Origin of the sequence: Streptomyces sp. NPDC088766 (assembly GCF_044750845.1) — a bacterium.
Taxonomy (GTDB): Bacteria; Actinomycetota; Actinomycetes; order Streptomycetales; family Streptomycetaceae; genus Streptomyces.
Genome location: NZ_JBIVKQ010000017.1, coordinates 75,502 through 89,914 on the forward strand (window position 1 = coordinate 75,502; position 14,413 = coordinate 89,914).

8 protein-coding genes are annotated in these 14,413 nt (G+C 72.9%); all 8 read right to left on the reverse strand.

Going from position 1 to position 14,413, the window contains the following annotated elements; all coding sequences use genetic code 11:
* Positions 1-161 precede the first annotated feature (161 nt).
* On the reverse strand, positions 162-1,028 hold the full coding sequence (locus tag ACIP5W_RS23325) for a S1 family peptidase (protein ID WP_401476719.1): 867 nt from the start codon (positions 1,026-1,028) through the stop codon (positions 162-164).
* A 132-nt stretch (positions 1,029-1,160) separates the two neighbouring features.
* On the reverse strand, positions 1,161-2,702 hold the full coding sequence (locus ACIP5W_RS23330; RefSeq protein WP_401476722.1) for an RNA polymerase sigma factor: 1,542 nt from the start codon (positions 2,700-2,702) through the stop codon (positions 1,161-1,163).
* Between the two features lie 465 nt (positions 2,703-3,167).
* Positions 3,168-4,055 carry a FadR/GntR family transcriptional regulator gene (locus tag ACIP5W_RS23335; protein ID WP_401476725.1) on the reverse strand — a complete coding sequence of 296 codons (888 nt, stop codon included), beginning with the start codon at positions 4,053-4,055 and terminating at the stop codon, positions 3,168-3,170.
* Positions 4,056-4,217: 162 nt separating this feature from the next.
* Positions 4,218-6,428 carry an ATP-binding cassette domain-containing protein gene (locus ACIP5W_RS23340; RefSeq protein ID WP_401476728.1) on the reverse strand — a complete coding sequence of 737 codons (2,211 nt, stop codon included), beginning with the start codon at positions 6,426-6,428 and terminating at the stop codon, positions 4,218-4,220.
* Between the two features lie 242 nt (positions 6,429-6,670).
* Entirely contained in the window at positions 6,671-7,429 is a 759-nt protein-coding gene (locus tag ACIP5W_RS23345; RefSeq protein ID WP_366061212.1) for an NUDIX hydrolase, read from the reverse strand.
* 130 nt (positions 7,430-7,559) lie between these two features.
* Positions 7,560-9,479, reverse strand: a complete 1,920-nt coding sequence (locus ACIP5W_RS23350; RefSeq protein WP_401476732.1) for a glycogen debranching N-terminal domain-containing protein — start codon at positions 9,477-9,479, stop codon at positions 7,560-7,562.
* Positions 9,480-9,912: 433 nt separating this feature from the next.
* Positions 9,913-11,778: a DUF4192 family protein gene (locus ACIP5W_RS23355; RefSeq protein ID WP_401476735.1), complete on the reverse strand. Its 1,866-nt coding sequence runs from the start codon at positions 11,776-11,778 to the stop codon at positions 9,913-9,915.
* A gap of 168 nt (positions 11,779-11,946) precedes the next feature.
* Positions 11,947-14,100, reverse strand: a complete 2,154-nt coding sequence (locus ACIP5W_RS23360; protein WP_401476738.1) for a RecQ family ATP-dependent DNA helicase — start codon at positions 14,098-14,100, stop codon at positions 11,947-11,949.
* Positions 14,101-14,413: the final 313 nt, after the last annotated feature.

Sequence of the window (14,413 nt, forward strand, 5' to 3'; positions counted from 1 at the left end):
TATAACCTGGCGGCGCGGCGGCCCGTCCCCGCCGGCCCCGCCTCAAAATACGCGGGCTCACTTTGGGGGGGCCCCCCCCCCCCCACCCCGCCCCGGGGGGGGGGGGGGGGCCCCCCCGGGCGCCCGGGGGGGGCCCGCCCGCACTCGTTCGTCGTCCCGCTTCAGCCCGCGCGTGGCGCCCGCGCGGCACCCGGCAGCGCGGCCTCCCAGCGCAGTGTGCTGACGATGTCGGACACCCGCGTGTAGACGCCAGGACTTCCGGCCCGCCCGCATCCGTCTCCCCAGGACACGAGACCGATCAGCCGGCCCTGTGCGACCAGCGGCCCGCCGCTGTCCCCCTGACACGAGTCGCGGCCCCCCTGGGCCTCCCCCGCGCACACCATCGTCCGCGCCTGGTACGCGCCGTCGGCCGGCCCGGGGTACGCGTTCGCGCAGACACTGTCCCGCAGCACATGCACGCGAGCGGCCCGCAGACTGTGGGCGTAGGAACCGCTCCCCGTGGTGTCCCCCCAGCCGTACACCATGGCCTCGGTCCCCGGCTCGTACGCCGGATCGCCGACGCCGGTCATCGCGATGACCGAAGTCTGCGGCAGCGGCTCGGCCAGCTTGAGCACGGCGAAGTCGCCCGAGTTGCTGTAGGTGTCGTAGGCCGGGTTCACCCAGATCTCGTTCACGGCGATCTCCCGGCCCGCGTCCGAGTAGAGGTCCGTGCGCCCCGCGACGACCTTCAGGTCGTGCGCCCGGTCCGGGGGGACCCCCAGGGCTTCCTCCCCCATGCAGTGGGCCGCGGTGAGCACCGTGGTCGGGCCGACGGCCACTCCCCCGCAGAACTGCCCGGACCGCATACCTCCGAACCGGTCACGGCTGGACAGGGCGACGGTCCAGGGACTGTCCGACACATCGACCGGGAAACCGCCCACCACGACACCGTCGGAGGCCGCAGGAGCGGCGGAGACCAGCGGTATGACCATGACCGCGACCGCCAGGACCAACGGCCGGGTCAGTACCCGGACAAAGGGACGACGCATGCGCGCTCCTCACTCTCGAGTGACCAAGGGACACTCAGAGTGATCCAGCTCCTGTCGCCGCGCACCCGGGCGCAAGGCGAAGGCCCGGCCCCCCACGGGGGGACCGGGCCTTCGGCGTCGTACGGAGCCGACTCAGTCGAGGTAGTCGCGCAGCACCTGGGAACGCGACGGGTGGCGCAGCTTCGACATCGTCTTGGATTCGATCTGGCGGATGCGCTCGCGCGTCACGCCGTACACCTTGCCGATCTCGTCGAGGGTCTTCGGCTGGCCGTCGGTGAGACCGAAGCGCATGGAGACCACGCCCGCCTCGCGCTCGGACAGGGTGTCGAGGACGGAGTGCAACTGCTCCTGGAGGAGCGTGAAGCTGACCGCATCGGCCGGGACGACGGCCTCGGAGTCCTCGATGAGGTCACCGAACTCGCTGTCGCCGTCCTCGCCCAGCGGGGTGTGCAGCGAGATGGGCTCGCGGCCGTACTTCTGGACCTCGATGACCTTCTCCGGGGTCATGTCGAGTTCCTTGGCCAGCTCCTCCGGGGTGGGCTCGCGACCCAGGTCCTGGAGCATCTGGCGCTGCACGCGCGCGAGCTTGTTGATGACCTCGACCATGTGCACCGGGATGCGGATGGTGCGGGCCTGGTCGGCCATGGCGCGGGTGATCGCCTGACGGATCCACCAGGTGGCGTACGTGGAGAACTTGTAGCCCTTGGTGTAGTCGAACTTCTCGACCGCGCGGATCAGACCGAGGTTGCCCTCCTGGATGAGGTCCAGGAAGAGCATGCCGCGGCCGGTGTAGCGCTTGGCGAGGGAGACCACCAGACGGAGGTTCGCCTCTAGGAGGTGGTTCTTGGCGCGGCGGCCGTCCTCGGCGATGATCTCCAGCTCGCGCTTGAGCTTGGGGGCGAGCTTGTCGGCGTTGGCCAGCTTGTCCTCGGCGAACAGACCGGCCTCGATGCGCTTGGCGAGCTCGACCTCCTGCTCGGCGTTGAGCAGCGGGACCTTGCCGATCTGCTTGAGGTAGTCCTTGACCGGGTCGGCGGTGGCGCCGGCAGCGGCGACCTGCTGGGCCGGCGCGTCGTCCTCGTCCTCGTCGGAGAGGACGAATCCGGCGCTCTCGGTGCCCTCGGGCTCGTCGCCCGCCTTGGGGGTCTCCTCGAGGACCTCGTCCTCGACCAGCTCGGCGTCGTCCTTCTTGCCGGCGGTCTTCTTCGCCGCCGTCTTCTTGGCGGGGGCCGCCTTCTTCGCGGTCGCCTTCTTGACGGCGGTCTTCTTGGCAGCCGCCTTCTTCTCGGTGGCGGCTTCGTCTGTGGGGTCTTCCACAGCGGGGGCGGCCGGAGCGGTGGGAGAAGTGGCGGTGGCCTTCCTGGTGGTCACCGTCTTCGCCGCGACCGTCTTGGTGGCGGTGCGCTTGGCCGGACTCTTCGCTGCGACGCTCTTTCGGGTGCGCTTGGGCTCCGCGGCACTGACCATCAGCGTCACACCCTCTTCCTCGAGGATCTGGTTGAGGCTGCGCAGTACGTTCTTCCACTGAGTGGCCGGAATCTGGTCAGCTTCGAAGGCCCGACGCACATCGTCGCCGGCGATCTGCCCCTCAGCCTTTCCCCGCTCAATGAGCGCCATGACAGAGACGGACTCGGCGATCTCCGGCGGGAGCGTACGGGATGTGCTGGCCGACACGAACAACCTCTCGGAACGTTGGAAAACGGCTTCCGGCCCCGTCCACGACGGACAGGAGCCGACCACCGGCCTTGGGGGTGGGCCGACGGTGCGGGCGGGGGCCGGGAAGTTGCACAGCGCCTTCTATGGCGTCCGTATTCCTTCCGCGGCAGTCACCTCTTAGGTCATCGCGTTGCTTCCATGAGCGTTACGCCCAATCTTCGTGGCCCGAGTCACACCCCGTAAGCGCTCAAAGACGGTCAGACGCGGGCAGATAAGGTCACCCGCAGTGTCTACCCACACTGTTGCGAGTCAATCGGCCTCGACGCGCGGTCGGACCCCGCAGACCCGAGGCGGGTCCTGCGGGGTCCGACGGGAGGGCGGGGAGGCGGAGGCGCGACGCAGGAGGAGGAAGGGCGGGCGGGGCACGACACAGGAGGGGGGGAGGAGAGTGGGACGTCCGGCCGCGCCGACCGTGTTGTGCGGTCAGTGCTCGCGGGGCGCCGGGACGACCCGCTCCACCTCGGGGTGGACGGTGAGCAACTGCCGCATGGCTGCTTCGGCGCCGGCGCCGTCACCCGCGGCGAGGGCGTCGGCGATCCTGCCGTGGTGGCCCAGCGAAGCCTCGGTCGGCCGGTCACATCCCGTGACCGGACCGCCGGAGACCTGAAGCGCGGAGGACACGATGCCGGAAAGGTGCTCCAGCATGCGGTTGCCCGCGACCTGGATGAGCAGCGAGTGGAACTCGGCGTCGGCCCGGGAATAGGTGAGCGCATCCCCCTGCCCCATGGCGTGCCCCATGATCTCGACCATGTCCGACAGGCGCTGCTGGACGTCCTCGCGCCCGTGCCCGGCCGCGAGACGGGCGGCGAGCGGCTCGATCGTCCAGCGCAGCTCACTCAGCTCGCGCCGCTGGTTGTCTCGCTGCGGACCGAAGGCCCGCCACTCGATGATGTCCGGGTCGAGAAGATTCCAGTCGCTCACGGGACGCACGCGCGTGCCGACGTTCGGCCGGGCGCTGACGAGTCCCTTGGCCTCCAGGACCCGGAGCGACTCGCGGACGACGGTGCGGGAGACCTCGAAGCGCTGGCCGATCTCCTCCGGCACGAGGGGACGGTCCGCCCCCAGGTCACCGGAAACGATCATCTGGCCGAGCTGCTGGACGAGTTGGCCGTGCAGCCCGCGTCCGCGGCTGCCCGCGCCACGCCGGCCCACACGGCCCAGCTCGGGATCCGCACCCTCCCAGACAGGGGTGCCGACGCGGTCGGCGGCGGGGCCCTCCCCGAAGGGATAGCGGTCGTGTTCGCCCGGGCCGGCCAGACCTGAGTCGGTGGAGCGGGCGGCGGTCATCATGGTGTGCGCAAGGGTACTCACGGATCCTTTGTCGGCGTCGCCTCCAACTCCCTTGAGGTCTTTGGTGAAAAGCACACGAAAGGGTGATCGCTCACACCGTCGCAATTGACGCCTTATCGGAAAGAAATGGGCGTCCTGCGGGGAGTTGTGCACAATCCGTTCCCAGGCGGGAACGGGCGATCGTCATCGGGCACGACTGCGCATGGTTGTGAGCAGATACGCGCAGAGCAGACCGCTCAGCGAAAACACCAGTGCTCCACCCACGGGTTGAGCGACCACGCGCAGCACAGCCGCCACATAGCGGTCCCCGCCGAAGGGCCACTGCGAAAGGAGCACCTCGCGCAGCCGCACCGAGAATCCGGCGGCAGTGCGCACGGATGCGCTCTCCACGGCCTTCTGTACGAGCGGCACGACGGCCACCGGTACGGCGACCACCGCCGCGAGTCCGGCAGTGGTGGACCGGAAGACGCCCGCGGCCAGGACGCCGGCCCAGGCGCAGCCGACCGTGAGCGCGAGCCAACTCGCGCTCAACCGGAGCCAGTCGGCGGGAACCTGCGTGAACTCCCGTCCGTGGACGAGATAGAGCGCTTCGGCGTCACAGCCCGCGGTGAGGAAGGCGAGCATCAGCGCGGTGAGGGCGGAGACGAGGAGCTTGGCGGTGAGCAGGCCCAGCCTGCGCGGCACGCTCCCGCGATCCGCCGCCAGGGCGGGGTGGCGGAACTCGTCTCCGAAGGCGAGCGCGCCGAGCAGGCCCGCACCGAGCGCCGCCGGGGGCAGCGGCAGCTGCACGGGCCAGGCGGCCAGCAGTCGCGCCTGCGAGGTGTGCCCGACACGGGCCAGGACGAGCGAGGTGAGGACGGAGACGAGCAGGACGACGGCACCGGTGAGGAAGCCGGTGCTGATACCTGCGGCACGGCGCAGTTCGTAGCGGAGCGGGCGCAGCGGGCTGGGGGCGGAACGGACGGCGATGGGGGGTGGCAGAGCGGGCAGGGAGCCCTCGAGAGTCCGAGAGGGATCCGAGGGGCCACTGGCCGAGGCGCGGGCGGGTCGAGCGGGGACGGCCGTGGAGTCGTCGGGGACGCCTTCCGGCGGAGTCGGCTGCGCGGCGGGCGTCGTCCCGGCCGCGGGGGCCGGTCCCGGTCCGACGCCTCCCGACGCAACCGATTCCCCGACCGATTCCCCGACCGGCATCGCCGCCGGCTCCGCGGCGCCCCATCCCGATCCCGCACCTCCTGGCGCGACCGCCCCCTTGACCGGCACCGGCGTCGTGTCTGTGGCGGCCGGCCCCGGCGCGATGGAGGTCGGCCGGGGTCCGGCTCCGGTGGAGTCGGGGGGCCGGTTCGGGGTCGGGCGGGCCGGTTCCGGGGAGGGGCCGTCGGCGGCTGCGGTGGGCTGTTCCTCGTGGGGTGCGTCGCCGGACGGGCGGTCGTCGCGGGCGCGGGTCGGGCCGGGTTCGCCGTCCTGGCCGCCGGTTTCCCGCCCGGCGTGTGTCGAGTCCGCGTTGCCGCCGTCGGCCCCGGGACCCATGTCGCCTACCTCGTCAGCGAGTTGATGGACGAGGATGCGGTGCCGGAACGCGGCCTCCCCGATGTCGGCACAGGTACTGCCGTACACGGAGAGGCGGTTGCCGTCCTCCTGCACGACCTCGACGGAGCGGCGAGCGGTACGGGCCTCTTTGGCGAGCACAGCCGCCAGGCGCGCGGCGTGCGGGCTGCGGACGGCGACGCGGGGCCGCAGTCGGGTGCGGGCGAAGCGTGCGGCCTCCTGGTCGGCGACGAGCCTGCCCTGGTCCAGGGTGACGACCCGGTCGGCCGTGCGGGCGGCCTCCTTGGGGTCGGCCGTGGTCGAGAGCACGGTGCCACCCTGGGCAGCGTGCGCACGCAGCAGATCGTGCAGCCAGCGGCTTTCGCGCTCGGAGAGCCCGTCGGCCGGGTGGTCGAGCACGAGGGTGTGCGGATCGGCGAGGAGGGCGCAGGCGAGGCCGAGCCGGCGGTCCATGCCGCGGGAGAGGGTGCCCAGGCGCTCATCGCGCAGGCTGACCAGGCCGACCGCTTCGAGGACTTCGTCGGCCCGTCGGACCGGGACACCGGCGGCCGCGCACAACATGCGCAGATGGCCCCGGACGGTGCGGGCCGGATGCCCCGGCACATCCCCCAGGAGGACACCGACCTCCCGGGACGGGTGGGCGATGCGGTGCAGGGGGCGGCCTCTGAAGTAGGTCAGACCACGGCCCTGTTGGAGTTCGAGCATGAGTCTCAGCGCCGTGGTCTTACCCGCGCCCGGCGCTCCGAGCAGCACGGTCACGTGTCCCGAGCGCGCCTCGAAGGAAACGTCGTCGAGCGCGGGCGGGAGGCCCTTGCGGGGATTGCTCGTCAGTCCGAAGGCCTGGATCACCCGTAGCAAGATAGCGCTCTATGTCCTGTTTTGCGGGGCAGCGCGACTGGCTGCGGAATCCTGATCGTCGCGGGGCGCCAACCACCCTGTCCGAAAGGGCGATCGACACGGACGCCTGATGCGCGGGAGGCGCGAAGTGAACACCGAGCGGGCGGTCGGCACCCCGGAGCGGTCACAGCCCGGTCGGCACGTCCCGCGGCTGTCGCGGCCCTGTCACGCACATCCTGGTACGTGCGCCGGGATCACACCTCGGGGCGCAGCATCGGCGGGTTGAGCAGGGTCGCGCCGCCGGCGCGGAAGAGCTGCGCGGGGCGGCCACCCTGGCGGGTGGTGGTGCCGCCCGTGGGGACCAGGAAGCCAGGTGTGCCCGTCACCTTGCGGTGGAAGTTGCGCGGGTCCAGCGCCACCCCCCACACCGCTTCGTACACACGGCGCAGCTCGCCCACGGTGAACTCGGTGGGGCAGAAAGCAGTCGCCAGTGACGAGTACTCGATCTTGGAGCGGGCCCGCTCGACCCCGTCGGCAAGGATCTGCGCGTGATCGAAGGCGAGGGGCGCCACCGGTTCGCCGTCACGGCCGTAGCCACCCTGCTGCAGCAGCTCCTCGACCGGGGCCCAGCGCGCGTTGCTCGCGTCGCCGCCGGCGCGCGGTGCCGGCAGGTCGGGGGCGAGGGCGAGGTGGGCGACGCTGACCACACGCATCCGGGGGTCGCGCCCGGGATCGCCGTAGGTGGCGAGCTGTTCCAGGTGAGCGCCGTTGTCCTGGTCGGGGGCGGCGGGACCGTGGGCGCGCAGTCCGGTCTCCTCGGCCAGTTCGCGTGCCGCGGCCTGGGAAAGGTCCTCGTCGTCCCGCACGAAGCCGCCCGGAAGGGCCCACCACCCCTGGAACGGCGGCTCCCCCCTGCGCACCGCCAGCGCGCACAGGGCGTGGCGGCGCACGGTCAGCACGACCAGGTCCACAGTGACGGCGAAGGGCGGAAATGCTGACGGGTCGTAGGGCATGGGGCGATCATAGTCGTCTTCCTGACGATAAACACGCCCTTCGTCCGCCGCAGCGACGGCTGATGCACCGCGGTCCCACGCGGCCGTCTCCACGCACCCGGGGCTGTCGGCCATCCCGCGTCCCGCCAGGTCACGCGCCCAATTGCAGCCCGTCGGCCGCCTCCTCGACCATGGCCAGCCCGAGTCGGCTGACCCGTACGGAGAAGGCGGCACCGGAGACCCGCAGACCTGTCAGACCGACCTCGCCCAGGGGTGCACCGCGCAGCGGGCGCAGGGTCACGGTCCCGGCCGGGACGTCGGGCCGGATGCCCGCCACCGTGGTCAGGAGGAGGACCCCGGCGGCGGCCGCAGTGGCGGCGGGGCGGCAGGCGGCCGGGTGGGGCAGCGGAGCACTCCCCTCCGTTCGCTGCTCCCCGCCGTACATCTCGGGGAGCCTGTGGCCGAAGGCCTCGGCCGCCGCCAGTACGCCCCGCAGCAGGGCCCCCGCTTCCTTCTCGTGTCCCGCCGCCGCCAGCCCCGAGACTCCGATCGCCGTCTCGTGGACCCGTACGGCCCCGCCGCGATGACCGAAGGGGTTGTGACCCGCCTCTCTCACGCCGAGTCCGCGCAGCCCCCAGCCGGAGTCCATGCCCGGGCTGCCGAGGAGCCGGGCGAGCTGTTCGGTCCGCACCTTGTCGAGCAGTCCCGGGGCGTACTCCCCGCAGCCCAGCAGGCCGGTGTCCAGGAGGTGGACGGCGGTCGCCCCCAGATGGGTGACCGGGCGACCGTCCGGGGTCCGGGCGGCGGCGGGGCGGCCGCCTGCCGGATCGTCGACCCAGAAGTCCTCGCGGAACGCGGTCCGCAGGGCCTGCGCCCATTCCCGCAGTCCGTTGCCGCCCGGTCTGCCCAGGGCGTCGAGCAGGTCGGCGCCGAGCAGTGCCGCGCGGTGGGCCTGGGCCTGCGTCTCGCATCGGACGGGCCCGCCGGGCTGGGGATCGCGCAGGTACGCGCCATCCCCCGCCGCGGCCCGCAGCCAGGCCAGACAGCGCTCGGCCGTCGGCAGCAGTTCCTCCGTCTCCCGATCGGGCAGCCCCCACCGGCGGGCCTCCGCCAGGAGCACGGGGAAGAGCAGCGTCGCCTCCGTCCCCGTGCAGGCCGGGGGCAGGTGTGCGCCCGCGTCACGCCGCGGTCCAGGGATCATGCCCGTGCGTGGCCCCTTGCCCCTGACCTGGGTGCGGGCGAGGGCGCGCAGTGTGCCGGCGGCGAGCCGCGTGCCGAGAGGCAGGGTCATACGGGCCGCGGCCAGGGCCTCGGCGGGGGCCGGCCCGCAGCGCCACGGTGCTCCTGCGGCGAGCTGGGCGTCCGTGGGGTGTACGGGGTCCCGCACGAGGAGGGCCTCCAGGTCCTGGATGCTCGTGTCCAGGAACCGACGGACCCGGGGGTCGTCGCCGGTCGCCCGCGCGGCGGCCAGGGGGCTCGTCGCAGCCCGGCTCACGGCCCGCATCGGCCCCGCACCTTCCAGGCGGACTCTCAGCTCGACGGTCACGCTGCCTCCGGCAGGCACGTCGAACTCCCAGCGCAGGAGCCCCGCGGAGGCGAGCGCGTCGGTGGGTGGTGGGTGGGCCGTGACGCAGGCGTTCCCGGTGGGGCCGGCCCAGCGCAGGCCGGAGTCGTGCACGCTGGCGGGCAGCTCGGGCCCGGCGGCGCCGGCCGCGACGGCGCCAAGGTCGGCCAGGTCCGTGCCGAGGGCCACCTCCACCGGCAGACGCAGTGGGCGGGTGGCGGCGCTGCGCAACGTGATCCGCTCGACGCCGTCCGCGGAACGGGTTCGCTCGACGACGACGTCCGGGTCCGGTCCCCCATGGGGCGTGGCCCGCAGGGTTCCGACGAAACGAGCCCGGTCGGCCGATGTCATCCGTGCCTGGACGACGAGCGGTTCGCGTCCGGCGACCCGCACCTGGCAGCGGGACAGGACGCGGCGGCCCGCCCGGTAGAACCCCTCCAGTCCGCGCCCGGTCAGCTGTCCCTCACCGGTGGAGATGGCCAGACCGGGCAGGGAGACACAGATCATCGCCGTGTGGACGGGGGGCAGATCGGCGGGGCGCGGCGGGGTCGCCCCCTGAGCCGGTGGCGTCTCCCGTCGCGGGGACCGAGGTGCCGGACCAGGCGGCGGGAGCACCGGGCGGCGCTCGTCGGTGGCTGAGGGCGGAGTCGGCTGATGCATGAGGTGACTTCCTCTGCTCTCTGGACGCCTCTGGCGTGGTCGACGGCCGTCTCCGGCAGGGCGCAGCGGCACAACCCGGGCGGGCTGTGCCCCCGCACAGGGGGAACGGAGCCGGACTCCACCAGGTCACGCCCGCGCGGGCGCCGGCCCACCGAATGGCGCCGACGCGGCGGACGGTCGGCCGCTCCCACTGTTGTCCGGCTGTGAGCGGCCTCCCGGCCGGTCCGGTACGACGAACGGCCGGCCACCTCCCGCCTCCATGCTCCGGGTGGGTACCGGCTCACCCCTGCCCGTTGCTCTCGTCGCCGTCGACGCAGCCGCTCCTGCGCCGTGCGGCGGCCTCGCCGGAGGTACGACGGGTGCGCGAGCGCGCGTCGACCCGGCCGGGAGCGGCGGGGCGCGTCGAGCCGGCCGCACGGGCGCCGAGGGTCCTCGCTCCCCGTTCCTGGGCCGCCCTCGCCGTCGTCCGTGCCGGGGAGCCGGCGACACCGGCGGAACGCGCACGGCGTCGGCGACGGTCGGCACTCGGTGAGGGGGGCCGCTCCGGTCCCGGAGCGGAACCGGTCGCACTGTCGGCATCCGATGCCGCACCGGGCTGGGCTTCGCCCCGGCCGTCGGTCCGGCCAGCACCGCCTTCGTGGCTGTTGACGGCGATCTGGGCGGCCTGCGCGCCTGCTCGGGGCTGCGTCCCTCCCTGGACTTGAGCAGCGGTCCGGTCGTGACCACGAGTCCCGGATACGGCCCCGGTTCGGGCCGCGGTCCCACTTCCGGCTCCGGCCTTCCCCCGACGGTCGGTTCCTCCTCCGGCCTGCTGCTCGCGCACCTCGCGCTCGGCGCGCAGGCAGCGTCGGACCGATTCGGGGTCCAGACCCTCGTTGCAGGCATGGTGCAGGAGGCGGGCGAAGAGGTAGCTCGGGTCCGCGCCCAGGGCCATGGCGAGGGCTTCCCGGGCCTCGAGTTCGTCACCGCTGGACCAGGCGACCCAGCCGGCGAGGGTGAGCGGGGCCGCCGCGTGCTCGCCGTAGGGGCCGACGCAGCGGCGGGCCAGCGCTCGCCAGAGCCGCAGGGCGGGGGCCGCTTCGTCGCCCTCCATCCACTCGGCGGCGCGGTCACGGGTCACCCGGTCCTGGAGGCCCAGAATGAGGGCAGCGGCTTCGTCGGAAACCACGAGCTCGTCGTCCCGGCGGTCCGCGGGAAGAGCGCCTGTCACCGAGGGCGCCTCGGAGAACCTGCGAATCACGCGTGCGGCCAGTGCGATGGTCTCCTCCTCGACGGCCGCGCGGCTCGTGTCGTGGAGCATCCGGGGAAGCAGGTCCATGCCCACCGTGTCGAGGGCCGACTCCTGCTCCACGGCGACACCCGTTTCCAGCGGAAGCAGCCGGGCCCTCAACTCCCTCAGCGTGCCGCGGACCTGGATGCCGGCATAGGTGGCCGCCGCGGCCAGCACAGATGTGCCCGGCAGGCCCATCGGCACCCCCTCGACCGGGCAGCAGCCCTCGCCGGAGCAGCAGTACGACCAGAAGCGGCCGTCAGAGATGCACAGCGCCTCGATCACCGGGATGTCGAGCCGACCGCATTCGACGCGGAGCGCGTGCGCGAGCGGCTGGAGGCGCTCCCTGACCCGACCGCCCGTCTCGCCCTTCGCCGGTTCCTGGCAGAGGTAGGCGACGATCTGTGCGGGGCGGACTCCCCTGCGTTCGCTGCCGGTCACGAGCCCCTGTGCCAGTTGCCGGGCCACCGCGGGCCAGTCCTCCGGGTGGGCCGGGATGCCGAGGCGGGCCCGGCCGCCGAACCTGCCCCGGCCGCCCCGGTCGTGGAGGGCGACGAGAACGATGCTGTCCTCGGGCCGGTACCCGAGCAGGTAGGGCAGGGCGTCGGCCAACTCGGCCGGGGTGCGCAGGGTGACCTGGTGAGAGGTGGGGCCTCCGTCGTGGGCGGGGCGCCCGTCGTACGGGACGTGACCTTCGTAGGCGGCTTCACGGTCGTACGCGGTCTCGGTCCCGTGGTCGTACGAGGCCGCACGGCCGCAGGCGGTCTCGTGGTCGTACGCGGCCCGGCCCTCGTGCGGTCCGGGACCGGTACGTCCCCCGCGTCCGATGATGTCGCCGTTTCCGGAGGATCCAGTGGTTTCGCTGTGGTTCGTCATGCGTCGACGATCTCGCGGACTGCGGAATTCCGGTTGATCCTGTGGATAAGTCTGGACAGGGACACGTCATCGGCGCGAGGCCCGACTGCACGCCGAACTCCCCTCCGGCCGGACCGAAGCCGTTCGCAACTCCCCTCCGGCCGGGCCGAAGCCGTTCGCAGGGGGTGCTCAGCCCGTCGCGGCGAGGACCAGCGGAAGAACCGCCTCGCTGCCTGCCCGGCGAAGGAGGCGGGCGGCGACCGCGAGGGTCCAGCCGGAGTCGGTGTAGTCGTCCACGAGCAACACGGGACCTGGAGCGGCCGCCAGGGCGGCGGCCAGCTCATCGGAGACCGTGAAGGCCTCCGAGAGCGCCCTGAGGCGCTGAGCGGAGTTGCTGCGGCGGACCGCGTGGGCACCGCCCTGGCCGGTGTAGGTCAGGGTGCCCAGGAAGGGGAGGCGGCCGATGGCCGCGATGCCCTGGGCGAGGGAGCCGACCAGCTGCGGGCGGGCCAGGGACGGGACCGCGACGACGCCCACCGGCCGGGCGGAGGCGTCGGGGGCGTCGGCCGCCCAGCCGCCCGGGGAGCGCGCCCAGTCGGCGAGGACGGCCACCGCGGCTTTCAGGACTTCGTCGGGGACGGCTCCGTCAGGGGCGTTCTCGGCCAGCAGGGGTCGCAGGCGGTTGCCCCAGCCGATGTCCGAGAGGCGCCCCAGGGCGCGCCCGGTGGAGCACTGCTCGCGAACGGGAATGCGTCCCTTGAGGTCGATGCCGAGGGCGGTCATGCCGGTCGGCCACATGCGGCGCGGCTCGACCTCCACCCCCGGGCGGTCCAGTTCCTTCGTCGCCCCGGTGAGGGCCTCTGCCGAGACCGAGGAAGCGATCCAGGCACCGGCGCAGTTGTCGCAACGGCCGCACGGGGCCGCGCCCTCGTCGTCCAGTTGCCGGCGCAGGAACTCCATCCGGCATGCGGTCGTGCTCACGTAGTCACGCATGGCCTGCTGCTCGGCGGCCCGCTGCCGGGCCACCCAGGAGTACCGCTCGGTGTCGTACGTCCAGGGCTGCCCCGTGCCCTCCCAGCCGCCCTTGACCCGCTTGACGGCCCCGTCCACGTCGAGGACCTTCAGCATCGTCTCCAGCCGGGTGCGCCGCAGGTCCACCACCGCCTCCAGGGCGGGCACGGACAGCGGCCGTCCCGCGTCGGCGAGGGCCGAGAGGGTCTGGCGCACCTGTGCCTCGGGCGGGAAGGCGGTGTCGGCGAAGTAGCGCCAGATGGCTTCGTCCTCCTTGCCGGGCAGCAACAGCACCTCGGCGTGCTCCACGCCTCGGCCCGCGCGGCCCACCTGCTGGTAGTAGGCGATCGGCGAGGAGGGCGAGCCGAGGTGGACGACGAATCCCAGATCCGGCTTGTCGAATCCCATGCCCAGCGCGGAGGTGGCCACGAGTGCCTTGACCCTGTTCTCCTGGAGGTCGGTCTCGGCCTGGAGCCGGTCGGCGTTCTCCGTGCGGCCCGTGTACGAGTCCACCGTGTAGCCGCGCTGCCGCAGGAAGGCCGTGGCCTCCTCGGCCGCGGCGACGGTCAGCGCGTAGATGATCCCGGAGCCCGGCAGTTCGTCCAGGTGCTCGGCGAGCCAGGCCAGGCGGTGCGCGGCGTCCGGCAGCCGGACGACTCCGAGCCGGAGGCTTTCCCTCTCCAGCGAGCCGCGCAGCACCAGGGCCTCGCCGGCGCCGGTACCGAGTTGTTCGGCCACGTCGGCCGTGACGCGCGCGTTGGCGGTCGCGGTGGTGGCGAGGACCGGCACGCCGGGGGCGAGGTCGCCGAGCATGGCCCGCAGTCGGCGGTAGTCGGGACGGAAGTCGTGGCCCCAGTCGGAGATGCAGTGCGCTTCGTCGACCACCAGCAGACCGGTCGTGGCCGCCAGCTTGGGGAGCACCTGGTCCCGGAAGTCAACGGAGTTGAGGCGTTCCGGACTGACGAGGAGAACGTCGGTCTCGCCGCGCTCGACCTCCTGGTAGATCGCGGCCCACTCCTCCGGATTCGCGGAGTTGATGGTGCGCGCCTGGATGCCCGCCCGTTCCGCGGCCTCGACCTGGTTGCGCATCAGCGCCAGCAGCGGTGAGACGATCACCGTCGGCCCGGAACCGCGTCGGCGCAGCAGCGCGGTGGCGACGAAGTAGACCGCCGACTTGCCCCAGCCGGTGCGCTGCACCACCAGGGCCCTCCGGCGCTCCTCGACGAGGGCCGCCACCGCCTGCCACTGGTCCTCCCGCAGCCGCGCCCCCGGCACTCCCACCAGCTCGGCGAGGATGGCGTCTGCTTCGGTGCGGAGCTCCAGGTTGTCCATGCCCCCATGCAACCCGATGGCACTGACAATCGGCCACCTCACTCTGCGTGAGCGAACGTGGCGCACCCGTGCGGCCGGAACCGCCAGGAACCGAGGGCGACACCGCGTGCGCCGGCCGACACCGCCTGCGCGTCGGCGGGGGAGGCCCCGCGCACCGGTCGGGAAACGCCACCCCTGGGGCAGATGAACGAGCGGTGTACGGCCGGCACACGCGTCACCCTGCGTTCATGGGGTAAGGATATAAGACACTCTCCGCCACATAAGGGTCGGTGGCCCCAATTGCTCGTTGCCGCATCCAAGTTCGACAGGAAGA